Source organism: Sphingomonas sp. BE138, assembly GCF_031456125.1.
In the GTDB taxonomy this organism is placed as follows: domain Bacteria; phylum Pseudomonadota; class Alphaproteobacteria; order Sphingomonadales; family Sphingomonadaceae; genus Sphingomonas.
The window spans coordinates 56831-83066 of record NZ_JAVDUC010000003.1; the positions used below are offsets into that span (position 1 = coordinate 56831).

The 26236-nt window shown below is 69.0% G+C and carries 26 protein-coding genes and 1 tRNA gene; 11 read left to right on the plus strand and 16 right to left on the minus strand.

Features of this window, described 5'->3' with window-relative positions:
* Positions 1-16 precede the first annotated feature (16 nt).
* The 5 genes from J2Y58_RS05265 to J2Y58_RS05285 all read left to right on the plus strand — a co-directional run bounded on the left by J2Y58_RS05265 (position 17) and on the right by J2Y58_RS05285 (position 3422).
* The gene (locus tag J2Y58_RS05265; RefSeq protein WP_310099742.1) at positions 17-1411 is read left to right on the plus strand and encodes a serine hydrolase; all 1395 of its coding nucleotides are present in this window, start codon (positions 17-19) and stop codon (positions 1409-1411) included.
* The gene (locus tag J2Y58_RS05270; protein ID WP_310099745.1) at positions 1408-1755 is read left to right on the plus strand and encodes an MmcQ/YjbR family DNA-binding protein; all 348 of its coding nucleotides are present in this window, start codon (positions 1408-1410) and stop codon (positions 1753-1755) included. Before J2Y58_RS05265 ends, J2Y58_RS05270 begins: the two co-directional genes overlap by 4 nt.
* Positions 1739-2599: a hypothetical protein gene (locus tag J2Y58_RS05275; RefSeq protein WP_310099748.1), complete on the plus strand. Its 861-nt coding sequence runs from the start codon at positions 1739-1741 to the stop codon at positions 2597-2599. The genes J2Y58_RS05270 and J2Y58_RS05275 overlap by 17 nt, the downstream gene beginning before the upstream one ends.
* 24 nt (positions 2600-2623) lie before the next feature.
* Positions 2624-2699, plus strand: a tRNA-Thr gene (locus J2Y58_RS05280).
* A 27-nt stretch (positions 2700-2726) separates the two neighbouring features.
* Positions 2727-3422, plus strand: coding sequence for an endonuclease/exonuclease/phosphatase family protein (locus J2Y58_RS05285; protein WP_310100614.1), 696 nt, complete (start codon positions 2727-2729; stop codon positions 3420-3422).
* Here the strand turns inward: J2Y58_RS05285 and J2Y58_RS05290 are convergent.
* Genes J2Y58_RS05290 through J2Y58_RS05310 form a run of 5 tightly spaced genes read right to left on the minus strand, consistent with a single transcriptional unit; the run spans position 3416 to position 9827 of the window.
* Positions 3416-4660 (minus strand): TolC family outer membrane protein, encoded by a 1245-nt coding sequence (locus tag J2Y58_RS05290; protein ID WP_310099751.1) that lies wholly within the window; start codon positions 4658-4660, stop codon positions 3416-3418. The genes J2Y58_RS05285 and J2Y58_RS05290 overlap by 7 nt on opposite strands.
* A complete protein-coding gene (locus tag J2Y58_RS05295) occupies positions 4653-7076 on the minus strand; it encodes an ABC transporter permease (RefSeq protein ID WP_310099754.1) in 2424 nt (807 codons plus the stop codon). The genes J2Y58_RS05290 and J2Y58_RS05295 overlap by 8 nt, the downstream gene beginning before the upstream one ends.
* A 42-nt stretch (positions 7077-7118) precedes the next feature.
* Positions 7119-7814 carry a head GIN domain-containing protein gene (locus J2Y58_RS05300; protein WP_310099756.1) on the minus strand — a complete coding sequence of 232 codons (696 nt, stop codon included), beginning with the start codon at positions 7812-7814 and terminating at the stop codon, positions 7119-7121.
* Positions 7815-7842: 28 nt separating this feature from the next.
* Positions 7843-8520: an ABC transporter ATP-binding protein gene (locus tag J2Y58_RS05305; RefSeq protein WP_310099759.1), complete on the minus strand. Its 678-nt coding sequence runs from the start codon at positions 8518-8520 to the stop codon at positions 7843-7845.
* A 14-nt stretch (positions 8521-8534) separates the two neighbouring features.
* Positions 8535-9827 carry a biotin/lipoyl-binding protein gene (locus J2Y58_RS05310; RefSeq protein WP_310099762.1) on the minus strand — a complete coding sequence of 431 codons (1293 nt, stop codon included), beginning with the start codon at positions 9825-9827 and terminating at the stop codon, positions 8535-8537.
* 46 nt (positions 9828-9873) lie between these two features.
* On the opposite strand from J2Y58_RS05310, the gene J2Y58_RS05315 reads away from it, so the two are divergent.
* The 3 genes from J2Y58_RS05315 to J2Y58_RS05325 all read left to right on the plus strand — a co-directional run bounded on the left by J2Y58_RS05315 (position 9874) and on the right by J2Y58_RS05325 (position 12659).
* Positions 9874-11142: a response regulator gene (locus J2Y58_RS05315; RefSeq protein WP_310099765.1), complete on the plus strand. Its 1269-nt coding sequence runs from the start codon at positions 9874-9876 to the stop codon at positions 11140-11142.
* Positions 11132-12241 carry a HAMP domain-containing sensor histidine kinase gene (locus tag J2Y58_RS05320; protein ID WP_310099767.1) on the plus strand — a complete coding sequence of 370 codons (1110 nt, stop codon included), beginning with the start codon at positions 11132-11134 and terminating at the stop codon, positions 12239-12241. The genes J2Y58_RS05315 and J2Y58_RS05320 overlap by 11 nt, the downstream gene beginning before the upstream one ends.
* A 76-nt stretch (positions 12242-12317) precedes the next feature.
* On the plus strand, positions 12318-12659 hold the full coding sequence (locus tag J2Y58_RS05325; RefSeq protein ID WP_310099769.1) for an SWIB/MDM2 domain-containing protein: 342 nt from the start codon (positions 12318-12320) through the stop codon (positions 12657-12659).
* A 29-nt stretch (positions 12660-12688) separates the two neighbouring features.
* On the opposite strand, the gene mprF is transcribed toward J2Y58_RS05325, so the two are convergent.
* From mprF to J2Y58_RS05365, 8 genes are all read right to left on the minus strand, one after another.
* Positions 12689-15259, minus strand: a complete 2571-nt coding sequence (gene mprF, locus J2Y58_RS05330; RefSeq protein ID WP_310099771.1) for a bifunctional lysylphosphatidylglycerol flippase/synthetase MprF — start codon at positions 15257-15259, stop codon at positions 12689-12691.
* Entirely contained in the window at positions 15252-15698 is a 447-nt protein-coding gene (locus J2Y58_RS05335) for a DUF2147 domain-containing protein (protein WP_310099773.1), read from the minus strand. The genes mprF and J2Y58_RS05335 overlap by 8 nt, the downstream gene beginning before the upstream one ends.
* A 93-nt stretch (positions 15699-15791) precedes the next feature.
* Positions 15792-16535, minus strand: a complete 744-nt coding sequence (locus J2Y58_RS05340) for an AcvB/VirJ family lysyl-phosphatidylglycerol hydrolase (protein WP_310099775.1) — start codon at positions 16533-16535, stop codon at positions 15792-15794.
* Complete coding sequence (locus J2Y58_RS05345) at positions 16532-16912, minus strand: hypothetical protein (RefSeq protein ID WP_310099779.1); 381 nt, start codon at positions 16910-16912, stop codon at positions 16532-16534. The genes J2Y58_RS05340 and J2Y58_RS05345 overlap by 4 nt, the downstream gene beginning before the upstream one ends.
* Before the next feature lie 73 nt (positions 16913-16985).
* Complete coding sequence (locus J2Y58_RS05350) at positions 16986-18437, minus strand: Ppx/GppA family phosphatase (RefSeq protein ID WP_310100616.1); 1452 nt, start codon at positions 18435-18437, stop codon at positions 16986-16988.
* A gap of 35 nt (positions 18438-18472) precedes the next feature.
* Positions 18473-20653, minus strand: a complete 2181-nt coding sequence (locus J2Y58_RS05355; RefSeq protein WP_310099783.1) for an RNA degradosome polyphosphate kinase — start codon at positions 20651-20653, stop codon at positions 18473-18475.
* A complete protein-coding gene (locus J2Y58_RS05360) occupies positions 20650-21267 on the minus strand; it encodes an HdaA/DnaA family protein (protein ID WP_310099786.1) in 618 nt (205 codons plus the stop codon). The genes J2Y58_RS05355 and J2Y58_RS05360 overlap by 4 nt, the downstream gene beginning before the upstream one ends.
* Complete coding sequence (locus tag J2Y58_RS05365) at positions 21264-22472, minus strand: heavy-metal-associated domain-containing protein (RefSeq protein WP_310099790.1); 1209 nt, start codon at positions 22470-22472, stop codon at positions 21264-21266. The genes J2Y58_RS05360 and J2Y58_RS05365 overlap by 4 nt, the downstream gene beginning before the upstream one ends.
* A 63-nt stretch (positions 22473-22535) precedes the next feature.
* Between J2Y58_RS05365 and purM the strand changes: the two genes are divergently transcribed.
* From purM to J2Y58_RS05380, 3 genes are read left to right on the plus strand one after another with little or no spacing between them, the layout of a single operon-like run.
* Positions 22536-23627, plus strand: a complete 1092-nt coding sequence (gene purM / locus J2Y58_RS05370) for a phosphoribosylformylglycinamidine cyclo-ligase (protein WP_310099793.1) — start codon at positions 22536-22538, stop codon at positions 23625-23627.
* On the plus strand, positions 23624-24217 hold the full coding sequence (purN, locus tag J2Y58_RS05375) for a phosphoribosylglycinamide formyltransferase (protein ID WP_310099797.1): 594 nt from the start codon (positions 23624-23626) through the stop codon (positions 24215-24217). Before purM ends, purN begins: the two co-directional genes overlap by 4 nt.
* Complete coding sequence (locus J2Y58_RS05380) at positions 24214-24513, plus strand: hypothetical protein (RefSeq protein WP_310099800.1); 300 nt, start codon at positions 24214-24216, stop codon at positions 24511-24513. Before purN ends, J2Y58_RS05380 begins: the two co-directional genes overlap by 4 nt.
* Positions 24514-24670: 157 nt before the next feature.
* Here the strand turns inward: J2Y58_RS05380 and J2Y58_RS05385 are convergent, their stop codons facing one another.
* The 3 genes from J2Y58_RS05385 to J2Y58_RS05395 form a co-directional block, all read right to left on the minus strand.
* Positions 24671-25003 carry a PilZ domain-containing protein gene (locus J2Y58_RS05385; protein ID WP_310099803.1) on the minus strand — a complete coding sequence of 111 codons (333 nt, stop codon included), beginning with the start codon at positions 25001-25003 and terminating at the stop codon, positions 24671-24673.
* Positions 25004-25072: 69 nt separating this feature from the next.
* Positions 25073-25540 (minus strand): RNA polymerase-binding protein DksA, encoded by a 468-nt coding sequence (gene dksA / locus J2Y58_RS05390; protein ID WP_310099808.1) that lies wholly within the window; start codon positions 25538-25540, stop codon positions 25073-25075.
* A 184-nt stretch (positions 25541-25724) separates the two neighbouring features.
* The gene (locus J2Y58_RS05395; RefSeq protein ID WP_310099811.1) at positions 25725-26234 is read right to left on the minus strand and encodes a host attachment family protein; all 510 of its coding nucleotides are present in this window, start codon (positions 26232-26234) and stop codon (positions 25725-25727) included.
* Positions 26235-26236: the final 2 nt, after the last annotated feature.

A 26236-nucleotide genomic window follows, 5' to 3' on the forward strand; every position in this document is an offset into this window, starting at 1 on the left:
CGGCGCGCGGGATGGAATGACCGTCACCATGCGCCGCACCTTCGCCCTCGCCGCCCTGATCGCCCCTTCCACCCTCCTTGCCGTGGCCATGCCTGCCATGGCGCAGTCGCCGCAGTCGGTCCGCGCCGACGATCGCGCCAATTACGTCCGCGCCGTCGCGGCGGGCTACAAGGCCGCCTTTCTCTGCGCCGGCGTCTTCAACGCCGGGCGCAGCGAGCGTCAGATCGAAGCGCTCGACCTGAAGGGCATCTACCCCGAATATGACGAGATCGTCCCGACGCTCGCCGCGCAGGTGGATCGCCGCGCCGGCACCGTCAGCGTGACGTTCGATCGGCAATTGCCCCCGCGCCACGCCGGCTGGAGCGCCGGCAAAGGCTGCACGCTGGCCCCGATCGGCGCTGCAACGGCTTTCGGCGCCCGCGCCACCCCGCCGCGCCCCGCCGGCGCCGATCCGCGCCCCTGGCCGATGGGCGATGCCGGCATCGCGCCGCGCCCCGACGAGGCACTGGCGCGCGTCGTCGAACGCGCCTTCGACGGCGCCTATGGCCGCGGCAGCGAGACGCTCGGCGTCGTCGTGCTGCGCGATGGACGGATCGTCGCGGAACGCTACCGCGACGGCTTCGGCCCGTTCACCGCCAATCGAACCTGGTCGGTCGCCAAGAGCATCACGGGGACGCTGGTCGGCATGAGCCGGGTCGACGTCCGCCGCCCGGCCGACATCCCCGAATGGCGCAGCCGCTACGGCGCCGATCCGCGCGCACGGATCACGCTCGACCAGTTGCTGCGCATGTCGTCGGGTCTGCACAGCGACACTGCCGGCAACCGCACCGACGCGATCTACTTCGGGGGCACGGCCGTCACCCAACAGGCGACCTCATGGCCGTTGTCGTCGCGCCCTGGGGAGCGCTTTCGCTACGCCAACAACGATATCCTGCTCGCGGCGCACTCACTGCGTACGACGCTCGGCGAAAAGCGCTACCGCGCGCTCCCGACGCTGCTATTTTCGACGTTGGGCATGCACCACACCGTCGCGCAGAGCGACTGGCAGGACAATTTTATCCTCTCCAGCGATGTGTGGACGACCGCGCGCGACCTCGCCCGACTCGGCCAATTCTGGCTGCAGGACGGCGTGTGGGAGGGCCGCCGGCTGCTGCCCGCCGGCTGGATGCGCTACATGACCACCCCCGCCGGCCCGCAGCCCGACCGCAGCGAGGGTTACGGCGCGTCGATCTGGCTTTTCGGCCCCGCACAAGGACTTCCGGCCGGCAGCTATTCGGCGCAGGGCAACCGCGGGCAATACGTCATGGTCGTGCCCTCACACCGCCTCGTCGTCGTGCGGCGCGGCGAGGATCCGGGCGGGGCGCGCTTCGACGTGGCGCGCTTCACCGCCGACCTGATCGCCGCGCCATGACCTTCCGAAGCTGGGACGACGTCGCCGCCTTCGCGCTCACGCTTCCGGGTACCGAGCCGTCGACGTCCTACGGCCAGCCCGCGATCAAGACGCGCGGCAAGCTGATCTGCTCGACCGGGCACGAACCAGGCAGCTTCCCGGTCGCCGCACCGCACGAGGAAAAGGCGGTGCTGATCGAAAGCGATCCCGCCACCTTCTGGCAGACCGCGCATTATGCCAACTGGCCCGGCCTGCTCGTCCGCTACGGCAGCGCCGACGCCGAGCGCATCCGCAGTGTCGTCGCGCGCGCATGGTGGGACCGCGCGACCAAGGCGCAGCAGGCGGCCTATGGTCCCCGCCCCTGACCGTTTCACGTGCTTCGTCGCGATCGACTGGTCGGGCGCGAAGGGCAGCGTTCACAAGGGCATCGCGGTCGCCAGCGCTCCCGCCGGCGACGCCGCCCCGATCCTGATCGCTCCACCTTCCGGCCGCGCGTGGTCGCGCACCGCCGTCCTCGACTGGCTTCTGGAGCGCCGCGACGAACCGATGCTCGCCGGCTTCGATTTCAGCTTCTCCGCACCGTTCGTGGCGCGGGGCGCGCATCTTCCGGGCGAGAGCGACACCGCCGACGCCCGTGCCCTATGGGCCTATGTCGATGCGCACGCCGACGACGCCGATCTCGGCGCGGCCTCGTTCCTGGAGACGCGGCGCGGACGTCACTTCTACCTGGGCGCCGCGGATGGAGCGAAGCGCGACTTCTTGCACTGGCGCGTCTGCGAAGCCACGGGCGGCACCCCCAAGCCCTCTACCGTGTACGACGCGATCGGCGCCGCACAGGTCGCCAAGGCGAGCTTCGCCGGGATGCGGCTGCTCCACCACCTGGACGGACGCATTCCCGTCTGGCCCTTCGATACCGTACCCGACCGGGGCGCGCTGATCGTCGAGATCTACACCGCGATCGCCGCGCGCGCGACCGGCATGCGCCGCGGTCTGAGCAAGGTACGCGATCCCGCCGCGCTCGACGCCGCACTGGCGGCGCTCGGCAGCGCACCACACGAACCGCTGGCCGCCTACACCGACCACGCCACCGACGCCCTGATGACTGCCGCCTGGCTCCGCCACGTCGTGACCCGCACGGACCTCTGGCACCCGGCCGCACTCACCGGCCACGTCGCCGCAACAGAGGGCTGGACGTTCGGCGTCACCTGACGCATGGAAGCCGAGCACGGGCGCGCCGGTTTAGCTCAGCTGGTAGAGCAGCGGTTTTGTAAACCGAAGGTCGCGGGTTCGATCCCTGCAACCGGCACCACCCGTCGGCCGTTGCGCAGCGGCAATGATGTTGAAAGTCGCCAGCTACAACATGCGCAAGGCGATCGGCACCGATCGCCGCCGCAGTCCCGAGCGTGTCCTGCAGGTGCTGCGCGAGATCGACGCCGATGTCGTCGCGCTCCAGGAAGCCGATCGCCGTTTCGGACAGCGTGCGGCGGTCCTCACCCCGCACCTGCTGGAGGAGCATAGCGACTGGCAGTCGGTCGGCCTCGGGATGCGCGCAGGCAGCATGGGTTGGCACGGCAACGCCATCCTCGTGCGCAAGTCGGCGCGCGTTCTCGATTGCGAGCAACTCCACCTCCCCGCGCTGGAGCCGCGTGGGGCGGTGATGGCCGACGTCGCGGTGGGGGATGTTGCGGTGCGGGTCGTCGGCATGCACCTCGATCTGTCGGGGTTGTGGCGCCGGCGGCAGGCGGCGACGATCCTGTCGCATGTCGCCGCCAGCGCGCGGCCATTGCCGACGGTGATGATGGGCGATCTCAACGAGTGGACCCGCGCGGCGGGGTGCCTGCGCGACTTCGGCGCAGCGTTCCACTTCGCGGATACCGGCCCCAGCTTTCACGCGCGCCGCCCGATCGCGCGGCTCGACCGTATCATGGTCTCGCGCGAGCTGAGGGTCGCGGCGTGCGGGGTCCACCAATCGCCCGCCGCGCGCGTCGCGTCCGACCATCTCCCGATCTGGGCGACGCTGACGGGTCAATAGGCGTCGCGGGTCAGGCGCCCGGTTGCGCGCAGCAGCGCGGCCTGCGCGACCAGCACATCGGCGCGCGCCGCGGCGACCGCCAGCTGCGCGGCGCGATAGCTCTGGTCGGCGACGAGGATGTCGATCGTCGAGCGCAGGCCGAAGCCATATTCCGCCCGCACGCCCTTCAACGCCACGTCCGCTGCCGCCCGCCCCTCGGCATTGGCGCGCAGCCGTGCCTGCGCGGCGTTCAGCGTCGCCCATGCCGCATCGCTCGCCCGCACCGCCTCGCGATCGGCGGCGTCGATCAGGAAGCGGTCGGCCCGGTTCGCAGCCTCGGCCTGTCGCACCCGCGAAGGCACCAGCCCGCCGGTCAGCAGCGGCAGGCGCACGGCAAGCCCCACCGCCGCCGCGGCCGGGAAGCCGCGCACGTCGCCGTCCGCCAGCCGCCCGCCGCGGCCATAGCTGCCCGCCAGATCGACCGTCGGTGCGCGCTCCGCCCGCGCCTGATCGATCCGGGCCGCCGACGCTGCCGCCGCGCGCCGTTGTTGCAGCAGCAGCGGATTGTCCGCCTCGGCCGCCGCCCGCGCTTCCTCGCGCGTGGCAGGCAGGGTCGCGGGCGGGGCGATCTCCGCCGACAGCGCTCCCGCCTCCTGCCCGACCACCGCGCGGTAAGCCGCCGCAGCGACCTGCAACGCACCCTCCGCATCGGCCAGGTTCGCCGCGACGCTGGCGCGCTGCGCCTCCAGCTGCGCGACGTCGGTGCGCGTCGCCTGCCCCAGTCCGAAGCGCGAGCGCGCCTCCGCCACTTGCCCGTCGAGCCGCACGATCCCGACGCGCGCGACCTCGACGGCCTGCTGGTTGAACAGCAACGCCGCATAGGCGGAGACGACCGCCTGCACGATCGCCGCCTCGGCATCGCGTAATCCCTCGGCGCCCGCCTGCACATCGGCGTTCGCGGCGCGCACCGCCGCGCCGACGCGCCCCCCGGTCCAGATCGGCAGCGTTGCGTTCGCCACGCCATATGCCGCATTGCCATAACCCTGCCGGTCGTAGCCCCCGCCGCCGGTCAGCCCCAGCGCGGGCCGCGCCAGCGCCCGCGCCTGCTCCGGCGTCTCGGTCAGTGCGTCCTGCCGCGCCCGCGCCGCCGCCAGCTGTGGATTGGAGGCATAGGCCGCCGCCACCGCCTCGTGCAGCGTCTCGCCCGTGGCCGGACACGCCAGCGCGAGTGCGGCGCCCCCGACCCACCATTTACTCATGGCGCAATGCCCAGGCCGGCGCGGCACGGCTGGCGCGCAACGACTGCCCCAGCACGGTCAGCACCGCGATCGCCGTCGCCAGCACGCTCGCACCGAGGAAGAACAGCGGCGACAGCGCGATCCGGTCGTCGAAGCCGGCCAGCCACGTCCGCATCGCCACGAACGCCAGCGGCCAGGCGACGACATTGGCGATCAGGACCGGGCGCAGGAACTGCCCGACGAGCAGCTTCACGATGTCCGCCGACGAGGCGCCCAGCGTCTTGCGGATCCCGATCTCCTTCACGCGCCGCGCAGTATTGAACGACGCGAGCCCCCATAGCCCGACGCACCCGATCAGCACCGCCAGCCCGGCACCGATCGCGAACAGCCGGGTAGTCTGATCGTCGGCCTTGTAGTAGCGCACCAGCCGGTTGTCGGCGGTATCGCCGTCGAACGGTACCTGCGGCACCATCCGCTGCCAGATGGACCGGATTGAGGCCAGGATCGCCCGCGGATCGCCGGTATAGCGGATGCTGGCGATCATGCCGTACTCCTTTGCAGGGTCGCTGTTGTAGTAAAAGTAGGTAGGGGCAATTGGATCGCGCGGCGTGTCGAAGCGCATGTTGTCAATTACCCCGATGATCGTGCGCGGACGATCACCCCCGACCGTCTGACCTATCGCCGCCTTCGGTGAGGGGAAACGCAACTGGCCCACCCCCAGACGATTGATGACGATGTTCTGCCCACGCCCTTGGTGCCCTATCTGACTGTCATCATCGCGGCGTGCCGGATCGAACAGGCGGCCTGCGATCAATCGCGCGCCATAGACGTCGAAGAAGCTGGGGCCGACGTTGACCCAGCGCATGTTGACGCCACTTCCCGGCACACCGGGCAGCGCTACGTCGTCGCCGTTCTTCGTGCCGCTGCCCCCTGCTCCGTCATTTCCGAGAGCCACCCGCTGGACGCCCGGCAACGTGCTGATCGCCGCCAGCATGTTCCGGCGCTGGCTGCTGGTGACATTGCCGTCGCCGATGGAGCGGAAGATGATCAGTCCGTCGCGCCGATAACCCAGGTCGGCCTCTCGAACATGACGTGTCTGCGCAGACAGGATCAACGTTCCGATCATAAAGGCGATCGCCAGCCCGAATTGGAAGACGACCAGCACCTCACGCAAACGCGCACCCGCTCGCCCGCCGCCCGGCGACCGAGCAGATGCCAAGACCGCAGCTGCAGGGAAGCGTGACAGGATCAGCGCGGGATAGAGGCCAGCCAGAACCCCAACCACTGCAACCAGCAACATCAATGACGGTACGACCAGCGCATACGGAACGGTCAGCGACAGTCCGCCCGCCGCATTCACCAACGGCAAGCCGAGCTCGGCAAGTATCAACCCGCCGAGGGCCGCTATCGCCACCGTCAGCAACGCCTCACCCAGGAATTGCGTCACCAGCGCTCCGCGATCCGCGCCCAGCACCTTGCGCATTGCGACCTCTCGCGCGCGCAACCCGGCGCGAGCGGTGGCGAGATTGACGTAGTTGACCATCGCGATCAGCAATGCGAGCGCGCCCACCACGCCCAGCGTCACGACGGCAAGCTTTCTGCTCGACATACCGCCGGTGGGCGAGGCGAAATGCTCCTGAGCAAGTGGCAGCAATGCGAGACTATACGTCTGTGTTGCCCGAGGCCCTATGTCTTTCAGTGCGCGCCGATCAACGAAAGCGGGCAGCTTCTGCTGAAAGGAACGCGCCGCCGCAGGCGTATCGAGCCTGAGGTAGGTCGTTAGGTGCGTGCTGCCCCAGTGATACCAACTATCCCGTTTCGGATCTTTGTTCAGCGACAGGAGCAAGGAAATCTTCATGTCGCTGTTGGCAGGCAAATCCTTGAAGACACCACCGATCCGGTAATCACGCGGCTCCTCATACGACGCCGTTATCGTCTGCCCAATGGGATCGCTGGTCCCGAAATATTTCCGCGCCAGACTTTCGCTAATTATCGCGCCGGATGGATCCGACAGGCCGCGGCGCCCGTCGCCGCTCACCATCGGCAGATCAAAGACGTCGAAAAAGGATGGATCGACTTCGGCCACGTCTTCCTTCGTCGCGATTCCGCGGCGTAGAACGCTGCCCGCGCCCTCTCCGCCCCAGACACGGGTGCCAACCGTTCCAGGAAAATCCTCCTGCATTTGCTCCAGCAAGCCGCCCATGGTTTCTGAGTAGCGCCCGTTGAAGGGACTGCCCGGCAGGTTCCAGACGGTCTGCACTTCGTAGATGCGGTCATGTCGCGGCACCCATCGCTCGAAACTCGTCTCGAAGCGGACGTACAGTCCCAGCACCAGGAACACCGCGATCCCTATCGCAAGCCCGCCGATGTTCAGCGCGGCGTATAGCTTGTGACGGGTCAGCGAGCGGTAGAGCGACAGCAACGCGAAGCGGTTCATCGCGGCACCTCCATGCAAGAAGAAGGAAAAGGACGCGACCGGTCAACCACAGCGCACCGATCCGCTGCCGCCCTTGCTCACCGAGCAGCGCGGGCTTCCCGCGATCGTCACGTCGCCCGATCCGCCCGCCGAGACGTCCGCCGTCTGTGACGCCTGCGCCCGCACACTCCCGCTGCCCGACAGGTCGACGCGCACATCGCGCGCCGCCAGTGCCCGTGCATCGACATCTCCCGACCCGCGCACCCGCACGTCGAGTGAGCGCACCGCGCCGCTGGCGGTGACGCTCCCCGATTCGTCCGCGTCGATCGTGACGGTGTCGCCGCGCACGCCGCGCAGGTCGAGCGATCCCGAACCGGACAGATGCGCCGCGAACGCGGGCGCCACCGCCTCGACGTCCATGCTGCCCGAGCCGCTCAACTCCGCATCGCGCAGCACCGGGACGGTCACCGTCACCACCGCGCCCCGATCGCTCCATCGGCCCGACTTTCGCGCGACGCGCAGCTGGCCGTGCTCGACCGTTACCGACAGAGCGCTCAGCGCGCGCGGGTCGCCGCTTGCCACCACCGACGCCGTGTCGCCCGACAGCACCCGCACTGCGTCACCGGCGGCCAGTACGACGCGATCGAACGCCGCGACCTCGAACCGCCGCGTCTCGATCGGCGCCGCATCAGCGGTATCGCCGTTGCCGACCGCGATCACGCAGCCACCCAGCAGCGCACACAGCGCTGCAGCCGTCATCCGCTTTATCATCATGTTTTCTCCCCTGTCAGATCGCGCGCATGGCGCTGGCGACGATGCGCCCGTCGAGCATGTCGATCCGGCGCTTCGCCATGTCGGCGTGGCTAGGCGAGTGCGTCACCATCACGATCGTCGCGCCCGCCTCGTTCAGCGCGCCCAGGATGCCCATCACCTGCTCGCCGTTGGCGGTGTCCAGATTGCCGGTCGGCTCGTCGGCGAGGATCAGCTTCGGGTCCCCGACGATGGCGCGCGCGATCGCCGCGCGCTGTTGCTGCCCGCCCGACAATTGGTGCGGGAAATGCCGCGCGCGGTGCGCGATCCCGACCTTGTCCATCGCCGCCGCCACCCGCGCGCGCCGGTCGCCCGCGTCGCTGCGATAGGCCAGCCCCAGCGCGACATTTTCCTCGATCGTCAGCTCGTCGATCAGATTGAAGCTCTGGAAGACGAAGCCGAGCGTACTGCCCCGGAACCGTGCCAGCTCGCGCTCGTCCATCGCCGCCAGGTCGCGGTCGCCGAACAGATACCGTCCCCCGGTCGGGCGATCGACGGTGCCCAGGGTGTTGAGCAGCGTCGACTTGCCGCACCCGGACGGTCCCATGATCGCGACGAACTCGCCCGACTGGACGTGCAGGTTGATATCGGCCAGCGCGGTCGTCTCGACGTCTTCGGAGACGTAGCGGCGCTGGATATTCTCGAGACGGATCATGTCGACCCCCTTTTTCAACGCAGGTTGATGATGTCGCCCTTCACGGACGCGGTGTTGGTGGTCACGATGCGCTCGCCGGCGCTCAGCCCGGACAGGATCTCAACCTGCTCCGGATTGCGGCGACCGGTCTTCACCGCACGACGCCGGGCGTGTTCGCCATCGGCGTCGAGGACGAAGACCGACGATCCGCCACCCGCCTCCAGCCAGCCGCCGACCGGCGCCACCAGCGCGGGCGCGGTGCTGCCGAGCGTGATGCGGATGTCGAGCGTCTGCCCGCGGTTGAGCCCGGCGGGGGCGGCGTGGTCGAAGATCAGCTCGACGCGGAACCGCCCGTCCTTCACCGCCGGCAGCACCTTCGACACGCTCAGGCCCGCGTCTCCCGCGTGCGCCTTCTGCCCCACCACGACGCGGCCGAGATAATATTCGTCGACATCGGCGGTCAGTTTCCACGATCCCTCGCTGTCGATCTGCCCGGCCGGATCGCCCGGCTTCAGCGCCTGTCCGGGCTGGATCGTGAAATTGGTCAGCCGCCCGCTTGCCGAGGCGCGGATCGTCAGCGAGTCGAGCCCGGCCCGCACCGCCGCCATGTTGCGCTCAAGGCGGCCGCGCGTGTCGTCCAGCCGCGATCCCTGCGTGGCGGTGATGCGCGCCTCCGCCGCGCCGCCGGTCTGCAACTGCGCGAGGCGCTTCTCCTGATAGGCGGCTTCCTCCGCATAGCTCTTCACGCCCGCGTCCGACAGGAAGCCCTGGTCGTGAAGCTGCTGACGGATCGACAGGTCGCGCCGCGCCTTGATGAGATCGTAATTGGCTTGCGCAATCTGCCCCGCGCGATCGAGCCGGTTGCGCTCGATCCCCAGGTTCTCGCCGGCCACCTGCCCTAATTGTCCGGCGATCGACGCCTCGCGCGTCAACACCTCCAGCCGCAGCTCGGGATTGGCCAGCGTCGCCAGCGGCTGCCCCTCGATCACCATCGCGCCGTCCTGCACCAGCAGCTTCTCGACCTGCCCGCCCGCCAGTACGCCGACCAGGGTGGTGACGCGCGGCGCGACGGTCGCGCGCACCGGCAGGTAATCGGCAAAGGGCGCCCGCGTCACCTCACCAATTTCCACGTTCGCGCTCGCCACGTCGGTCGACCCGCTGGCGGGCAGCAACCGCCACAGCAGCACCGCCACGACCAGCAGCGCCACGGTCGCCAATACCTCGCGCCGGCGCCACCAGCGGACCGGCGCGCGCGCGATCCGGCGGTCCATCGCCGCGCCCGGCGCGGTCGCGGGGGCGGTGGTTGCGTGTACGGGCTGATCGGTCATCATGGCCGCCAGTGTCACCGATCGGCAGCCGAAACGCTAAACCGCTATGAATACGCGATTTTCACCTGATTCGTCCGATGGCGACCGTTCGTCTGCGGACACACTGTCCACGGACGGACAGTCGTCCGCGCTGTCAATCCTGCTGATCGATGACAATCCTGCGGTCGCCCGCGCGCTGGAAATCGCCTTCCGGATCGCCGGGCACGCCTTCGACACCGCCGCCTCCCCCGCCGAGGGCTACTCACGCCTCGCCGAGCGGCGCTTCGACGCGATCCTGCTCGACATGAACTTTTCCCCAGGACAATCGAGCGGCGACGAAGGGCTGGCCTGTCTCGCGCGAGTGATCGCCGACGATCCCGCCGCCTGCATCGTCGCGCTTACCGCGCACAGCGGCATCCGCATCGCGGTCGCCGCGATGCAGGCCGGCGCGCGCGACTTCGTGATGAAACCGTGGCGCAATGCCGAACTGATCGCCAAGGTGGAGGCGGCAGTCGCGCGCCCGCCGGCGATGCTCGCCGCCGCTTTGCCGAGCACCACGCCGGTCCGACTGCTCGGTGAAAGCGCCGCGATCCAACGGCTGCGCGCGCAGATCCAGCGCTTCGGCCCGAGCGGCGCCGGCATCGCGGTGACCGGTCCTTCGGGCAGCGGCCGCACGCTCGCCGCGCTGGCGCTCCACGCCGCCTCCGCCGATCCGGAAGCGCCGATACGCGTCGACCTGCGCGACGCCGACGCCTGGATGCGGCTCGACACCGCGCCCGGGACCGCGATCCTGCGCCACGCCGACCTGCTCGATGCGGTCGCACAGGCCCGGCTGCTCGATCGCCTGCCCGTCGCCACGCGCTGTATCGCGATCGTCGACGACGGCGCCCCGCTTTCCCCGGCGCTGCGCCGCCGGCTCGCCACCGTCGAGATCGCGGTGCCGCCACTCGCCGATCGCGATGGCGACGCGGTGCTGCTCGCGCGCCATTTCGCGCGGCTCGCCGCCGAGCGGTTCGGGCGACCGGGCGTGTCGCTCACCCCCGCCGCCGAAGCAACGATCGCCGCCACGCGCTGGTCCGACGAGGTGCGCGGGCTGGCGCTGGCGGTCGAACGTGCGGTGCTGTTGGCGGACGGCGCTGCGATCGACGCCGCCGCGCTGGCGCTGCCGGAGGCTGCACCCGCGATCGTCGCCGACACCTTCGATCTCGACGATGCCGAGCGCGTGATGATCCAGGCCGCGCTGCGCCGCCATCGCCATAACGTCACCCATGCCGCCACCGCGCTCGGGCTCAGCCGCGGCGCGCTCTACCGCCGCATGGCGCGCTATGGGCTCTGAGGCGCGGCGGCTGACATCGGGGGCGCTGCTGTTCGCAGCCGGCGTCGCCGCGGCGCTCGCCTGGCGGTACGGCGTGTGGGGCACGGTCTGCGGCACCCTGCTGGTCGCCGCCGGGCTATTGGCCGAGCGTCGCGGCGAGGCGCGACGCGCGACGCCGCCGGCGCCGCCGGCCGCACCGGTCGCGGCGCCGCACCTGCTGCTCGACGCCGCGCCCACCCCGCTCGTCGCCGTCGAGCAGCGCGGCGCACGCGCGCTCAACCGCGCCGCCCGCCGGCTGTTCGCTACCGACACGCGCCTCCCGGATCCGCCCGCACCCTTGTTCGATCCCGCCGCCCGGCACTTGCGCCACGAAGGCCGCAGCTGGCGCATCGACCGGGTGACGATCGGCGACTCCACCGTCGCGGCACTGATCGACATCGAGCAGGAGGAGCGCGCCGCCGAGGCGCGCGCCGCCGCCGAGCTGATCCAGGTACTCGGGCACGAGCTGCTCAACGGCCTTGCCCCGATCGCCTCGCTTGCCGAAAGCGGCGCCGCCGCGCTCGACCGTTCCGCTCCCGACGCCGCGCTGCTGCGCGAGATCCTCCAGACGCTTGCGCGCCGCGCCGAAGGGTTGCTGCGCTTCACCGAAGCCTATCGCTCGCTGGCGCGCCTGCCGCACCCCACCGCGCGCCTCGTCGCGCTCGCCGATCTGACCGGCGACCTCGCGCGCCTGTTCGCCGGACGCTGGCCGCAGACCGCGCTCACCATCGCGCTTCCCCGGGACGCGACATGGTCGCTCGACCGCGATCAGGTGACGCAAACGCTGTGGGCGCTGCTCCAGAATGCCGCCGAGGCGCCCGCCACCCGCATCGCGCTGGACGTGACCGCCCAGCCGGACCGGCTCACGATCGACATCGTTGACGACGGCCCGGGCATCGACCCCGCGCACGCCACCCGCATCTTCCGCCCCTTCCACACCGCCAAGCCCGGTGGGACCGGTGTCGGGCTCAGCCTGGCGCGGCAGATCGCGCACGCGCACGGCGGCACCCTGTCGCTGCTCGCAGGCCCCTCGACCACGTTCCGTCTCGTGCTTCCTTGTGCACGGGCGCAAAACCCCTGATAAGGCACGACACGATGAACTTGCGCAGCACCCGGGTGTTGCGCCATTCGGTCTTTGTTCAGGAAGGGAGCACATGATGGCGAAGTCGGCGGAGAAGCGCGGCAAGGACGAAACCAAGGCTGCGGAAAAGAAGGTCAAGGCGACCGGCAAGCCCGCAGGCGGCGCGCGCGGGGGCATCACCGCCCCGGTGACCCCCTCGGCAGATCTGGCCGAGATCGTCGGCAAGAACGACCTGCCGCGCAGCGAAGTCGTCAGCAAGGTTTGGGAATACATCAAGAAGAACGATCTGCAGGACGCCAAGGACCGCCGTCAGATCAATGCCGACGACAAGCTGGAGAAGATCTTCGGCAAGAAGTCGGCCAGCATGTTCGAGATGAACAAGTTCCTCAGCGCGCATCTCACCGCGAAGAAGGACTGATCACGCTTGGTCGCACGTCGGCGAAGTCCTTACGACTTCGCCGGCGCGTGGCCGATCATCCGTGACAGGTCGCGCAGCGTCCGCAGCATCCCGATGCCCTTCGGCCCGGCGATGTAGCGCGGCTCCCAGCGCGGCGCGAACTTCTCCTTGTAACTGCGCAGGCCGCGGAAGCCGTACAGACGCTCGCCATGGTGGAAGACCAGCGACGCCGCGCGTGCCCAGGCCGGCGCCAGTCGCCGTCCCGAGATCCCCGATAGCGGCGCGATCCCCAGCGAAAAGCGGCGATAGCCGCGATCCCTTGCCCATTGCAGGATGTTGACGAACAGATAGTCCATCGTGCCGTGCGGCGCATCGTCGCGGTGCCGCATCAGGTCGACTGACGCTTCCTCGCGATTCGCGGTGAGCCACAAATTGGCGAAGGCCACGATCCGCTCGCCCTCCATCACCAACGCGACGTCGAACTGCTCGATATAGCTGCGGCTGAAATGCCCCAGGCTGAAGCTCTTCTCCGCCTGCCCCTTGGCACCCAGCCAGTCGGCCGAAATCGCCGCCAGCTCGTCGATCACCACGGGCACCGCCCCGGCCGGCACGATCCGCAAGGACAAACCCCGTCGCGCCGCCGCGCGCTCCGCCTTGCGCACCGATCGCAGCCGCGGCGTATCCAGAGTGAAATCGGCGAGATCGATCACCGCCTCCTCGCCGTATTTGATGATGTGCAGCCCCATGCCGATCGCCAGCTCCAGCACCGGCCCGGTCACCTGGTACAGCATCAGCCGCCCCTGCGCCTGATCGGCCATGTCGCGGATCCGCCACAACAACTCCGGCCAGTCGCCGCGCTCGCCCACCGGATCGCCCATCACGATCCAGCTCGCGCCGCGCACCTGGTACATCAGCATCGCCGCGCCCGATTCAGCGAAAAGGAAGCGCTTGTCGCCCAGCAGCGCCAGCATCGCATCGGTACGATCGGCGCGCGCCAGCACGCCCGCCACCGCCGCCGGGTCTACCTGTGCCGCCGGCAGCGCGCGCGGCGGCGACATCCACCGCCACACCAAAGCCGCCACGAGCGCCGCCGCCGCGGCCAGGGTCGCGCGCAGGAAGCGCGGTGCATCGCCCTTCAACGCGAACTGCCACCACAGATCGTCCTGGTACGGCACGCGGCGATAGGCGAACAGGCCGATCCACACCGCCGCGGCCAGCACCACCAGCACCGCCGACAACCACCCCGCCGACCAGCGGATCTGCGTCAGCGCGGTGCGACGGTAAAAGGCGCCGCGTGTCCATTGCAGCATCGCCGCCAGCGTCAGGCAGGCGATCGCCTCCTCGTAATCGATGCCCTTCGCCAGCGAGAAGGCCGCGCCCGCCAGCAGCAGCGCGCGCGTCGCGACGAAGGCGCCGTCCAGACGCCGATACAGACCCGGTGCCAGCAGCAGCAATCCGGTCCCGACCAGGCTGGCCGCGACATGGCTGGCCTCGATGAACGGCAGCGGGACGATCGATGCCAGCGCGCCCATGCGATGATGCAGCGACGGCAGCGACCCCGACAGCAGCAGCATCGCCCCGCTCATGAAGGTTGCCGCGGTCAGCGCCAGCGGCGCGATGCCGTTCGCGACCGCGCGTCCGTCGCGCAGCAGTCGCGAGGACAGCGGATGATCCAGCAGGTGCCGCCGCCGCAGGCCCTCGCGCCACGCCAGGATCGCCACCGCGACGGCCAGCGGCAGCAGGTAATAGATCACCCGGTAAGCGATCAGCGCCGCGAACGCGACCGAGCGGTCGCCGGGCAGCACCGCCAGCACCACCGCCTCGAACACGCCGATGCCGCCCGGCACGTGCGCCAGCACCGCCGCGACGATCCCCAGCGCATAGGCGAGCACGAAGGCGGGCAGCAACGCCGGATCGGCGCCCTGCACCAGCACGAACAGCGCCGCGGCCGCCGCGCTGGTATCCAGCACCGCCAGCCCGATCTGCGCCAGCGCCTGTCCCGCATCCGGCAACGGCACGCTGAAGCGCCATACGCGCAGCGGGCCGTCGGCCTTGCCGCACAGCACCACCACCGTCGCCACCGCGACCAGTATCGCCGTCGCGACGCCGTGCGCGATCGCCGCGGGGATCGTGACACCCGCCAGTGCGATCGGTCCGCTCCGCGCCAGCAGCGCGACCGAGGCGACCGTCACCACGCCGCTCCAGAACGTCGCGCTGGCGATCCCGATTACGCGCGCCACGTCCGGTCCGTCCAGACCGGCGGCGGTATAGATGCGATAACGTGCCGACCCGCCGGTCAGCACCGACAGCCCGAGATTGTGGCTCAGCGTATAGCTGGTGAACGAGCCCAGCGCTGCGGTGCGCCACGGCAACGGCCGGCCGATGATCCGGAGCGCCAGCACGTCATAGCCGGTCAGCGTCAGATAGCTGAGCGCGGTGAACGCGATCGACGCGGTGACCTGCCATGGCGACAGCGCGTGGAGCGCGGCGCGGACTTCCGAGAAGTGCAGCTCGCGCGTCAGTTGCTGCATCGCCGCGAAGCCGAGCGCGATCAGCACCAACACCGCGATCAGCGACAGCGCGGTGCGATGGCGCGCCAGCCGCTCGCGCCATTCACGCATGCGGCACGTCCGCGATCCGGTGCCACAGCTGCGACTTGCACAGCAGCCCGCCCAGGATGCAGCCCTTCACCTTCATCTGGTCAGGGCCGACATGCTGGATGATCGAGTAGAAGCGCCGGTTCATGTCAGGCACGAACACCGTGCCCGACCAGCTCCCCGGCTTGTCGGCACGGTAGTTTTCCAGCAACGCGGTGCCGATCAGCTTGGGCGTCCCGCCGTCGCGCGCGTCGTTCTGCGCTTCTTGGTTCGCCCACACGATCCAGCCGCACAGGCGCTCGCCGCACGGGCCGGTGCGCACCGCCACGCTGTTGTACGGGTTCATCCACGTGCCAAAGATGGTGGAGCCCGCAAGGTTCGCATCGGGCTGCGCGGTGGCCGGGCCCGTTGCGATCGCCAGTATCGAAGCAGCCGCGGCGGCGGCAAGACGGCTTAGGACCATGGATCATTCCCCTCCCTGCTGTGTCGACCATGTGCGCGGGCCCCTTGCCAGCACGTCGACGCCGACTGAATTATCGGTAATGTAGATGACGGCTCAGCGACCGTTCGCGACGCCCCGCCACACCGCGCGTACGATCGCCGGCACGTCGTAGTTCAGGAAGTGCCCGCCCGGCAGCACGATGCGGGTCACATTGGGCGCGGACAAGTGTGGGCACAGGCTGTGCGTCTCCTCGCGCCCTTGGATGCACGTCAGCGGCACCCAGGTGATCTGCCGCGCACTCGGCAGTGCCGAGGCGTCCGGCGTGCCGTCCAGCACGCCGCCCGGACTCGCCTTGAACAGCAACGTGGCCCCCGGCACCAGCAGCACCACGCCGCGCACTTTCGGGCGGAGCGTCGGCGGTAGGTGCGCCGTCCCGCGGTTCAGCATGTCGGCACCGAAGGACTGACCGACCAGCACGACGCGCTTCGCGCCCGGCAGGCGCAGCGCGCGCACTACCGTCGCGGCTACGAACCCGTCGATCTGGACGGGCGTATGGCGCGTGCCGAACGCCGTCAGCGAGTTGACCGCCAGCACCGGCATCCCGCGCGCGCCGAGCGCCGCGATCAATCGCGGACCCATCCCGGCATTGATCCCCATGTCGCCCGACAGGAACACGACCACTGTACCGCGCTCGATCCCCGCCGTTGGGGCATTCGGGGGGACCAAGCGATAGACCGGCCCGCCGAAATAACCGAGAAAGCCGACAAAGCCCAACAGGCCCAGCGCCAGTGCGGTTAGGGTACCCGCTGCGACCGCGAACCAGTTCGGTCTGACGGGCGCGCGATCGACGTGCGTCACGCGCTCACCGCATAGGTGATCACGAAACACGCCGCCGTCAGCAGCAGCATCGCCAGGATGAAGGTTGCGTCCGCCACTTGCTCCAGCCGGTGCAGATAGGTGCGCCGGCGGACATCCGGTGTCCGAACCGCCAGATAGGACGCCAGCATCGCAATCAGGAACAGGAGCGAATCGATTGCCAGCAGATCGTCGGCGAAGCTAGCGCGTCGTCCCCACGCCACGCCGACCCGCAGCAATCCGATCCCGGTCAGGCACACACCGACCATCGCCGCGGCGATCGGGCAGATCAGCCGGCAGATCCGCTCGTCCAGCGCCCCTCGGCCGCGCAAACGCCCGGTGTCGTCGCTCTTCGGCATCGCGGATGGCACGGCGGTCATGCCGATGCTTCTGCCGCTTCACGCGTCGCGATCACCTGTCCGGAACATGAGCGATCGGTCATGTTCGGGTCGCTCACGCCAGTTCTGGCTGTACTCCCAAAGCGGCGGCGAGTGCGCGATGCCGCTTCTGCACCGCTTCGCCGTACAGCGCCGGGTCGCCCGGATCGAGCGACAACGTGCCCCCCGTCAGCCGCACCGACGCTTGCGCCAACGGTCCCGCCAACCCGCCGCTCAGCCGCTGGCCGAGCCGGATCGCCAACCCCCATTGCACCGCGCGGCGCAGCGACGTGTCGCTCGCCAGTGCCGGCAGCGGTGCCGGGCTGTCGGTTGCGCCGCCCAGCGCGGTCCACAGCGCTTGCGCCACCATCGCGCGCCCGCGTGCATCGATCGCGACCCAATTGCCGTGCAGCGCGATTTCCACGCCCCTCTCGGCCCTGAAATCGGGGTTGGCGCGCCACCCAACGTCCGAAAGGTGACACGCGGCGATACGGAGTCGCGCCTCGGCTGCGCGATCGTCGGCGAACAACGGCGCGATCCACCGGTCGAGCAATGCGCCATGCTCCGGAAAACGCCCGCTTCTCCGCCCCTCCTCCGCGGTGGCGACGATCAACGGATCCTCGCCCCGCTCCGCCTCGCCCAGCGTCTCGTACAGCAACCCCTCACGCAATCCATACGCCGACACGACCGTCCCGCTACTGCGTAAATGCTTCAATAAACACGACAATAAGGCCGCGGCATCCGACAGGGTCGGGATCCGTCCCGCCGACAGGCCGGGCACCTCCTTCAACCGCGCCCTGCCGACATGCGACAAGGTGCGCCGTAGCCGGGCCACCGTCTCAGGCGGCATCGCATATTGATGGATGACCGGCAGCGGATAGCGCGTTGTCTCCATGTCCAGCCGCGCCAACGCCCGCCATGACCCGCCGACGAGGTAGAAAGGCAGGTTCTTTCCGGCATTTAGCCACCCACTTTGGTCGAGCAGCTGTTCCACTTGTCGATCGAGCCGGCCCTTCTCACGCAACGCGGCGATCCGCAGGACGCCGAGCGGAAAGGACGCGCGCCGCAGCAACTCTCCCCGCCGCACCCGCACGAGCTCAAGGCTGCCGCCGCCCAGGTCGCCGACAATTCCGTCGGCGTCCGGTATCCCCGACAGAACCCCGTAACCCGCTGCTTCTGCCTCCTTTTCGCCGGGCAGGATCTGTACCTCCAACCCGGCCGCCTCGGCGACCGCGATCAACTCCGCCCCGTTGCTGGCGTCGCGAACCGCAGCCGTCGCAACCGTCCGCAAAGTCGAGATTTCCATCGCGCGCGCCAGCGCCGCGAAGCGCCGCAAGGCGGTCTGCGCCATCGCCATGGCCTGCGCATCGATCGCCCCCGACTGCGCCAGGCTCCGCCCCAGACCCGCCAAGACCTTCTCGTTGAAGAGAATCGACGGCAAACGCGCTGGCCCCTGGTACACCACCAAGCGGATCGAGTTCGAACCAATGTCGATGATCGCGGTCCGCGGCTCTTCCACCGTCGCCATCTGCCGCTCGGCGTCCGGCAAGCGCTTCGGCCACCTCAACGCTTGCGCCTCAACGCCAGCACCGGCACCTCATCTCCGTCCAGGGCGGCGCCGCGTCCGGACAATGATGGGTTCACCATGAAATAGCGGTGCAGGTTGAACGGCTTCTCGCCAGGTACGTCACGAACATAACTGCCGTCCGCCTCCAACTCCCAACTCTGTTCATTGTCGATCAGGTTGGCAACCATAACCTGGTCAAGCACTTGATCGTGAACGGTTTCGTTTTCCAGTGGCAGGAGATATTCAACGCGTCGGTCAAAGTTGCGCGGCATCCAGTCGGCCGAGGAGATATAGACCGCGGCATCGTCGTTGGGCAGCGCCGCGCCATTACCGAATGCGGCGATCCGGCTGTGCTCCAGAAAGCGTCCGACGACCGACTTTACGCGAATGTTCTCCGACAGCCCCTGAACCTTAGGGCGCAAGCAGCAAATTCCGCGGACGATCAGGTCGATCTCCACGCCGGCGCAACTCGCCTCGTACAACTTCTCGATGATGATCGGATCGACCAACGAGTTCATCTTCGCCCAGATCGAACCGGTCCGTCCGGCGCGGGCGTGCGCGATCTCGCCATCGATGCACGCCAGCAATCGATCACGCAGCGACCGCGGACTGAGCACCACCGTCTCGAGGTCGGACGGCTCGACGTAGCCGGTAATGTAGTTGAACATGCGCGCCGCGTCGCGTCCGATGCGAGGATCTGCGGTGAAGAAGCTGAGATCGGTGTAAATCTTCGCGGTGACCGGATGATAATTCCCGGTCCCGAAATGGCAGTAGGTCCGGAATTTTCCATTCTCGCGCCGCACCACCATCGCCACCTTGGCGTGCGTCTTCCAATCGATAAAGCCGTAGACGACCTGCACGCCGGCGCGTTCCAGCGCGCTCGCCCAGTGAAGGTTCTGCTCTTCGTCGAAACGCGCCTTCAACTCGACCACCGCGGTCACCGATTTGCCCGCCTCCGCGGCGGCGATCAGCGCGCTGATGACGGCGGACTGCTTGCCCGCGCGGTACAGCGTCTGCTTGATGGCGACCACGTCCGGGTCGTTCGCCGCCTGCTTGAGGAAGGCGAGCACCACGTCGAACGTTTCGTATGGGTGGTGAACGACGATGTCCTTGCTTCGGATCGCAGCGAAGCAATCTCCACCAAACTCCCGAATTCGCTCGGGAAAACGCGGCGTGAATGGGACGAACTTCAGGTCGGGACGATCCTCGTCGGCCAGCAGCGAGAGATCGCCGACGCCGAGGAACGTACCCGTCTCGGTGACGATCGCATCCCCTTTTCCAAGCTCCTCGCGCAACGCCGCGCCCAGCGCCTCGGGCATGTTCGTCTCGAGTTCCAGCCGGATCACCCGACCGCGTCGCCGGCGCTTGATGGCGTTGGCGAAGTAGCGGACCAGATCCTCCGCCTCTTCCTCGATCTCGATGTCGCTATCGCGCAATACCCGGAACTCCGCTGCACCCAGCACGTCGTAACCGGGAAAAAGCAACGAGGAGAAGCGCTTGAGGATCGATTCTACCGCAACGTAGGAAGCGCGCTCGTTTCCCGGCAGTCGCACGAAGCGCGGCATGGCGGCGGGCAGCATTACCAGTTCGCGGATCGGCTCGGCGTCCGACCGACGCACGAGGTCGAACATGACCGCCATCCCCTTGTTGGGCATGAACGGAAACGGATGCGCAGGATCGAGCGCCTGCGGCGTGATCACGGGGAACAGCTGTTCCTGAAAATAGGTGTCGAGCCACGCCCGTTGCTCGTCGTCCAGCGTGTCGAGCGCGCGGCTGCTCAGCACCGTGATGCCCGCCTCGTCCATGTCACGGCGGATGTCGCGCCACACGGCCTGCTGGCTGGCCATCAGTGCATCTGCCTGTTCGACGATCGCCATCAGCTGCTGTCCCGGAGTCAGGCCGTCGGAGGAACGCGCCTCGACATCCTGCATCTGCTGGCCCTTCAGGCCCGCCACGCGGACCATAAAGAATTCGTCGAGGTTCGCGCCGGAAATAGCCAGGAAGCGGAGCCTTTCCAGTAGCGGATGGGCCGGATTGCAGGCTTCTTCGAGGACGCGGCGGTTGAACGCCAGCCAGGACAGTTCGCGATTGAAGTACCGCGCGCCGTCGCGCTCGATGAAGGGATCGTCGAGCGGCGTTTCGGCATCCTTGCGCGCGATGCTCACGGGTCGGGTCATGGCAGGCGGTCGCTCCGATTGCTTGTTGTGCCGCTTTCCAGGGTCTCGCGCGCCAGCGGGATCGTCAGACGTCGACGCCCCGCCAGCGCGGCACGGTCGAGCCTATCAATGGTATCGATGACGGCGGCGTGACTCCGCTCGGTGCGGGCGGTCAGCCATGCGATCAGGTCGGCACGGGCGTCCAGGTGACGGCGTGCGAAGCCACGTTCGTAAAGGATTGAAATCAGTTGATCCTCGGGCGGTCCGATCTGCGCGACCGGGCTGGCCGCCAGCCGCGATCGAAGATCCGGCAGTTCCACCGACCATTGCGGTGGCAGCGCGGCGACGATCAGCAGGAGCGGGCGGCGGTCGCCCTGCGCCTGGTTCCAGGCGTGAAAAAGCCCGGTCTCGTCAACCGCTTGCGCGTCATCGATCACCGTCGCGCCGGAACGCGCCGCAAAGATCCGGCCGAGCAGCGAGCGACCGGAGCGCGGCGGGCCGGCGAGGATGGCGGTACGAACCGGCCATGTCGCCCAATGTTCAAGCAGTCTAACGGCTTGCACGTTCGAATCGGCGACGAGGAACTCACCGCGCTCGTCCTCGGGCCAGGCCAGCGGGAGCGCGATCTGGTTCATGGCGTGTACGTTGGGCGGCGGATGCGCAGCGTGGTGTCGCTGCCGATCACCTGCCACCCGCGCGATTCCAGTGCGTTACGCAGCGTTTCTGCGCTGCCTGCGTAGATAACGTTCATGGAAGAGACGCCGCCGAGCGCGAGGCTGGTGGTCGCTGCGCCGGTGACGCCCGGAATGCCGCGCAGCGCGCTTTCGGTGGCGGTCACCGACGCGGCATCAGGCGTGTCGAACTGGATCGTGAGCGCCAGCGCGGCTGGCGTAAGTGCTTGATCTTCGACGATATCGGACGTTTCCTCCGGCGGCGTTTCGACGACCGGCATGATCGGGTTGAGCCCGGGATCGAGCCCCAGATAGCCCTCGCGGAGCGCGCGCTGGTAGACGCCGTCGAGCCGCTTCACCCCCGCGTCGAGCAGCGCCGGCAGCCCGGCCGCGGTGCCGACGCGGAGCGTGAAACGCTGCAAGATGCGATGATCGGGACCGTAGCGTGCCGCAAACACCCCGATAATAGGACCCCCGGGGTACTGACGATGGAGTTGCACGGTGGGAATAAGCACGTCGGTAGCGCCATATTGATCGAGCAGCGCGCGCCACCACGCACGATCGGGCCGCTGCGTCTGTCCGACGTCGAGCAGCAGCGAATCCGGACCCGTGCCGGTCGGGCGGACATAATCGACCGCACTCGACCCGGTGCGGAAGCGCGCCCATGCCTCCTGCCAGGGCGTGCGCTGTTCGAAGACCGTGCCGACCCCGGTCGACCATTGCACCGGCACGACCAGGAACGGCGACGAGCGCGCGACGGTCGCGGACACGCCGAGCAGCCCGGCGGTGCGCCCGCGATCGAAGAGTACGCCCAGACGCGCGATATAGCGATTGGGGCCGATCTGCTCGTTCTCGACGACGATGCTCGACACGATCGAATCGAGCGTGCCGTCCGAGACGAGCCCGCCGCCCGCGCCCATCCGCTGCGACAGCTGGACGTACGCCTTGCGCTGCGCCTCGCGCCAGCCCGCCAGCCGCGCCGCATCGGCGTTTTGGCCCGAGACGTCGACGCGAATCCCCGCGACCTCGAAATCGTTGGAGCTGTCGACTGCGGTGACGCCGCGATCCTCGCCCTCGATCTGCGCGAGCACGCCCCGCGCGCCGAGCACGGCGGCCACGGCGGTCATGACGACGGCGAGGCGAAGGGCGACGGGAAGACGGCGGCGCATCGTCACGCCTTTTGACGAAGCAGGCGTGGAAATCCAAGCGCGATATGGCTAGGCGCCTTCGGCATGAGCAACGAAGGCTACACCTACGAGAGCGCCGGCGTGTCGATCGCGGCCGGCAATGCGCTGGTCCGCGCGATCGCGCCGCTGGCGCGCGCCACCCGCCGCCCCGGCGCCGATGCCGACCTGGGCGGGTTCGGCGGCTTCTTCGACCTGAAGGCGGCGGGCTTCACCGATCCGCTGCTGGTCGCGGCCAATGACGGGGTCGGCACGAAGCTGAAGCTGGCGATCGAATGGGACCGCCATGCCGGGGTCGGGGTCGACCTGGTCGCGATGTGCGTCAACGATCTGATCGTGCAAGGCGCCGAGCCGTTGTTCTTCCTGGACTATTACGCGACCGGCCAGCTCGACAATGCGGTCGCGGAAAGCGTCGTCGCATCGATCGCGGAAGGTTGCCGGATCGCGGGCTGCGCGCTGATCGGCGGCGAAACCGCCGAGATGCCGGGGATGTATGCCGCGGGCGATTACGACCTGGCCGGCTTCTGCGTCGGCGCGGTCGAGCGCGGCGACGTGCTGACGGGCAAGGACATCGCCGCCGGCGACGTGATCCTGGGGCTCGCGTCGTCGGGCGTGCATTCCAACGGCTTCTCGCTGGTCCGGCGGCTGGCGGCGGACAAGGGCTGGAGGCTCGACCGCCCGGCGCTGTTCGACGCCGACCGGCTGCTGATCGACATCCTGATGGCGCCGACGCGCATCTATGTCGCCAGCCTGCTGCCGCTGCTGCGCGCGCACCGCATCAAAGGGCTGGCGCATATCACCGGCGGCGGGCTGCTCGAGAACATCCCGCGCGTGCTGCCCAAGGATGCGCATGCGCAGATCGACGCCGATGCGTGGGAGCAGCCGCGGCTGATGGCGTTCCTGCAGGCGCAGGGCGCGATCGAGCCGGAGGAGATGGCGCGGACGTTCAACTGCGGGATCGGCATGGCGGTGGTGGTCGCCGCCGATGCGGCCGAGGACGTCGCCGCCGACCTGCGCGCGGCCGGCGAGACGGTGTTCACGATCGGCCACGTCGAGGGCGGCGAGCGCGGTTGCACCGTGCGCGGGCGCTCCGAGACGTGGAGCGCGCGCGGCGACTGGACGGCGACGCATCACCAATGAGCGGGTCGGCCCGGGAAGCATCGGCGGAGCGCCCGCCCGCCACGGTCGCGGTCCTGATTTCGGGGCGCGGGTCGAACATGCAGGCGCTCGCCGCCGGACAGGGCGATGCCTATCGTGTCGTGCTTGTCGCCTCCGACCGGCCCGATGCCGCGGGGCTTGACTGGGCGCAGGCGCAGGGCCTGCCGACCTTCGGGCTGTCGCCCAAGGGGATCGGCAAGCCCGCCTATGAAGCGGCGCTCGATGCGGCGCTGCGCGAGGCGGGTGCGGAGTGGATCGCGCTTGCGGGCTATATGCGCTTGCTGTCGGGCGACTTCGTCACGCGCTGGCAGGGGCGGATCGTCAATATCCACCCCTCGCTTCTGCCCAAGTACAAGGGGCTCGACACGCATGCGCGCGCGATCGCGGCGGGCGACCGCCAAGCGGGCTGTTCGGTGCATGTCGTGACGGAGGAGCTGGACGCCGGCGAGGTGCTGGGACGCGCGAGCGTGCCGATCCTGCCCGGCGACACGCCCGAGACGCTGGCGGCGCGCGTGCTGGTCGAGGAACACCGGCTGTATCCGGCCGTGCTGAAGGAGTTCGTACGCCGATGACCGATCTGGAACGCGTGGGCGCGGTCGCGATGCTGCTGCCCGAGACCGAGCAGCGCCCGGATGGGGCCGCCGGCACCTTTCTCGTCGACGGGAAGGTCTATGCCGAGGTGCGCGACGGCGCGCTGCGCGTGCGGGCGGCGGGGCTGCCGGGTGCGGTGTCGGACGGCGAGGCCGAGGGGACGTGGACACGTGTCGCGCTGGACGCGAACACCGACTGGGTGCTGGTCGAGGATCTGGTCGCGCGCGGCTGGGAGATGAGCGCGCCGCGGCGGCTGCTGGAGGCCGGGGGGCGGTAACAAGGCGGCGGCTCGTCGGCTCGGTGTGACGCGCCGCTGTCTACGTCGGACAAGTCGACATCTGCGCGCGGGCGACGCAATCCGGCGCCGGATCAGGATGGCCGTGGATGGCTGCGTTGCGCTCGCAATGACGATGGTCCCTGCCCGCGCCGCCCCGTCAGTGGATCGCGCCGGTGGTTTCCTGTACCAGTGCGACGTCGATCGGCTGTTCGAAGGCGATGCCGGTGCGGCCCTCGGTCTGCCAGACGACGCGGCCGGCGACCCAGCCGAGGCCGGTCAGCTTGATCTGCACCGCGCTGTCGGGCGGCAGCGGGTATGGCAGTTCGGCCATCAGGCCGCCCGCCGAAACGTTGCGGATGCGGACGAGGAACCCGGCATCGTCGTCGTTGACGCGCATGCGCGCCGACAGGTGGATATCCCCGCGACCGCGATTGTCGGGCCGCTCCGGCGTCGTATGCTCGTCCGCCACGCTGTGTCTCAACTGCCCCATGATACCCGTCCCGCGATCACACCCGCAGGGTAGCGCCACAGAGGTTAACGAGAGGTTAAAGTAAGCCGGTCAGTCGTCTCGGGAAACCTTCTCGGCGCGTTCGTGGCGCTCCTGCGCCTCGACGGTCATCGTCGCCACCGGCCGGGCTTCCAGCCGGCCGAGGCTGATCGGCTCCCCGGTCACCTCGCAATAGCCGTATTCGCCGTCCTCGATCCGGCGCAGCGCGGCGTCGATCTTGGATATCAGCTTGCGCTGCCGGTCGCGGGTGCGCAGTTCCAGCGACCAGTCCGCCTCGCTCGACGCGCGGTCGTTGAGGTCCGCCTCGCGCAGCGAATCGATCTGGAGCTGCGACAGCGTGCCTTGCGATTCCCGGCGGATCGCCTCTTTCCAGGCGAGCAGCTTGTTGCGGAAATACGCCTGCTGGCGCGGGTTCATGAACGGCTCGTCCGCGCTCGGCCGGTAGTCGTCCGGTACCGGCGTGGAAAGCGCCTGCGGCTCGTCAAACGCGTCTTCGACCTGAATCATCACCGTCGCCATGACCTTCTCCCGCCCACGTGAAGGATGTCGTCAGCATCACCGCACGCCCCTTTGGGCGCGCCTATAATCGTCTGGCCGATCCTCCACAAGCGAATGGGGTGGTCGTATCCGATACGATCTGTAGCAAGGATGAACATCCGCGCCGGCGCCGAGGATTGCGGGGCGGCGGCCGGCGCGGCGCGGGTCAGGCCGAAAGCAAAGCCTTTTCGATGTCGGGGATCGGGTGGCCGGTGAGATCCTTGTCGAGCTCGCCGCTCAGCCGCGCGCTGACCTCCTTGTGATAATGCTTGCGCAACTCGCCCAGCGTGCGCGGCGGCGCGATCACGATCAGCGATTCGAAGTCGTTCGACAGCGCGCGCTTGCGCAGCAGCTCGGCGGCATCGGCGGCGAAGCGATCCTCCTCGAGCTGGTGGAAGTCGGTCTGCTCGAAACTGCCGCGCGAGGGCGCGAATTGCGCGCCGCCACCCTGCGCGTGGTCCGAGCCGCCCTGTGCTGCATTCGGGGCGTTCGCGCCGCTCTGCGTCGAGCGGGCGGCGCCGGCGGCGTCGGTGGCCTGGTCGCGGGTGGCGGGATTGGGGCGTTCCTCGGCGTGCTCGACCTGGAGGTTGGGATAGTCGGCGTCGCCCTCGTTGCGCAGGAACAGCAGCTTGCGACCGTCGGCGACGAGGACGACCGAATTGTGGGGGACCTGCATGG

What these genes read in the sequence shown, in the direction of transcription:
- J2Y58_RS05265 (WP_310099742.1), top strand. Translation starts at nt 17, where the DNA reads ATGACCGTCACCATGCGCCGCACCTTCGCCCTCGCCGCCCTGATCGCC.
- J2Y58_RS05270 (WP_310099745.1), top strand. Translation starts at nt 1,408, where the DNA reads ATGACCTTCCGAAGCTGGGACGACGTCGCCGCCTTCGCGCTCACGCTT.
- J2Y58_RS05275 (WP_310099748.1), top strand. Translation starts at nt 1,739, where the DNA reads ATGGTCCCCGCCCCTGACCGTTTCACGTGCTTCGTCGCGATCGACTGG.
- J2Y58_RS05285 (WP_310100614.1), top strand. Translation starts at nt 2,727, where the DNA reads ATGTTGAAAGTCGCCAGCTACAACATGCGCAAGGCGATCGGCACCGAT.
- J2Y58_RS05290 (WP_310099751.1), bottom strand. Translation starts at nt 4,660, where the DNA reads ATGAGTAAATGGTGGGTCGGGGGCGCCGCACTCGCGCTGGCGTGTCCG.
- J2Y58_RS05295 (WP_310099754.1), bottom strand. Translation starts at nt 7,076, where the DNA reads ATGAACCGCTTCGCGTTGCTGTCGCTCTACCGCTCGCTGACCCGTCAC.
- J2Y58_RS05300 (WP_310099756.1), bottom strand. Translation starts at nt 7,814, where the DNA reads ATGACGGCTGCAGCGCTGTGTGCGCTGCTGGGTGGCTGCGTGATCGCG.
- J2Y58_RS05305 (WP_310099759.1), bottom strand. Translation starts at nt 8,520, where the DNA reads ATGATCCGTCTCGAGAATATCCAGCGCCGCTACGTCTCCGAAGACGTC.
- J2Y58_RS05310 (WP_310099762.1), bottom strand. Translation starts at nt 9,827, where the DNA reads ATGACCGATCAGCCCGTACACGCAACCACCGCCCCCGCGACCGCGCCG.
- J2Y58_RS05315 (WP_310099765.1), top strand. Translation starts at nt 9,874, where the DNA reads ATGAATACGCGATTTTCACCTGATTCGTCCGATGGCGACCGTTCGTCT.
- J2Y58_RS05320 (WP_310099767.1), top strand. Translation starts at nt 11,132, where the DNA reads ATGGGCTCTGAGGCGCGGCGGCTGACATCGGGGGCGCTGCTGTTCGCA.
- J2Y58_RS05325 (WP_310099769.1), top strand. Translation starts at nt 12,318, where the DNA reads ATGGCGAAGTCGGCGGAGAAGCGCGGCAAGGACGAAACCAAGGCTGCG.
- mprF (WP_310099771.1), bottom strand. Translation starts at nt 15,259, where the DNA reads ATGCGTGAATGGCGCGAGCGGCTGGCGCGCCATCGCACCGCGCTGTCG.
- J2Y58_RS05335 (WP_310099773.1), bottom strand. Translation starts at nt 15,698, where the DNA reads ATGGTCCTAAGCCGTCTTGCCGCCGCCGCGGCTGCTTCGATACTGGCG.
- J2Y58_RS05345 (WP_310099779.1), bottom strand. Translation starts at nt 16,912, where the DNA reads ATGACCGCCGTGCCATCCGCGATGCCGAAGAGCGACGACACCGGGCGT.
- J2Y58_RS05350 (WP_310100616.1), bottom strand. Translation starts at nt 18,437, where the DNA reads ATGGCGACGGTGGAAGAGCCGCGGACCGCGATCATCGACATTGGTTCG.
- J2Y58_RS05355 (WP_310099783.1), bottom strand. Translation starts at nt 20,653, where the DNA reads ATGACCCGACCCGTGAGCATCGCGCGCAAGGATGCCGAAACGCCGCTC.
- J2Y58_RS05360 (WP_310099786.1), bottom strand. Translation starts at nt 21,267, where the DNA reads ATGAACCAGATCGCGCTCCCGCTGGCCTGGCCCGAGGACGAGCGCGGT.
- J2Y58_RS05365 (WP_310099790.1), bottom strand. Translation starts at nt 22,472, where the DNA reads ATGCGCCGCCGTCTTCCCGTCGCCCTTCGCCTCGCCGTCGTCATGACC.
- purM (WP_310099793.1), top strand. Translation starts at nt 22,536, where the DNA reads ATGAGCAACGAAGGCTACACCTACGAGAGCGCCGGCGTGTCGATCGCG.
- purN (WP_310099797.1), top strand. Translation starts at nt 23,624, where the DNA reads ATGAGCGGGTCGGCCCGGGAAGCATCGGCGGAGCGCCCGCCCGCCACG.
- J2Y58_RS05380 (WP_310099800.1), top strand. Translation starts at nt 24,214, where the DNA reads ATGACCGATCTGGAACGCGTGGGCGCGGTCGCGATGCTGCTGCCCGAG.
- J2Y58_RS05385 (WP_310099803.1), bottom strand. Translation starts at nt 25,003, where the DNA reads ATGGGGCAGTTGAGACACAGCGTGGCGGACGAGCATACGACGCCGGAG.
- dksA (WP_310099808.1), bottom strand. Translation starts at nt 25,540, where the DNA reads ATGGCGACGGTGATGATTCAGGTCGAAGACGCGTTTGACGAGCCGCAG.
- J2Y58_RS05395 (WP_310099811.1), bottom strand. Translation starts at nt 26,234, where the DNA reads ATGCAGGTCCCCCACAATTCGGTCGTCCTCGTCGCCGACGGTCGCAAG.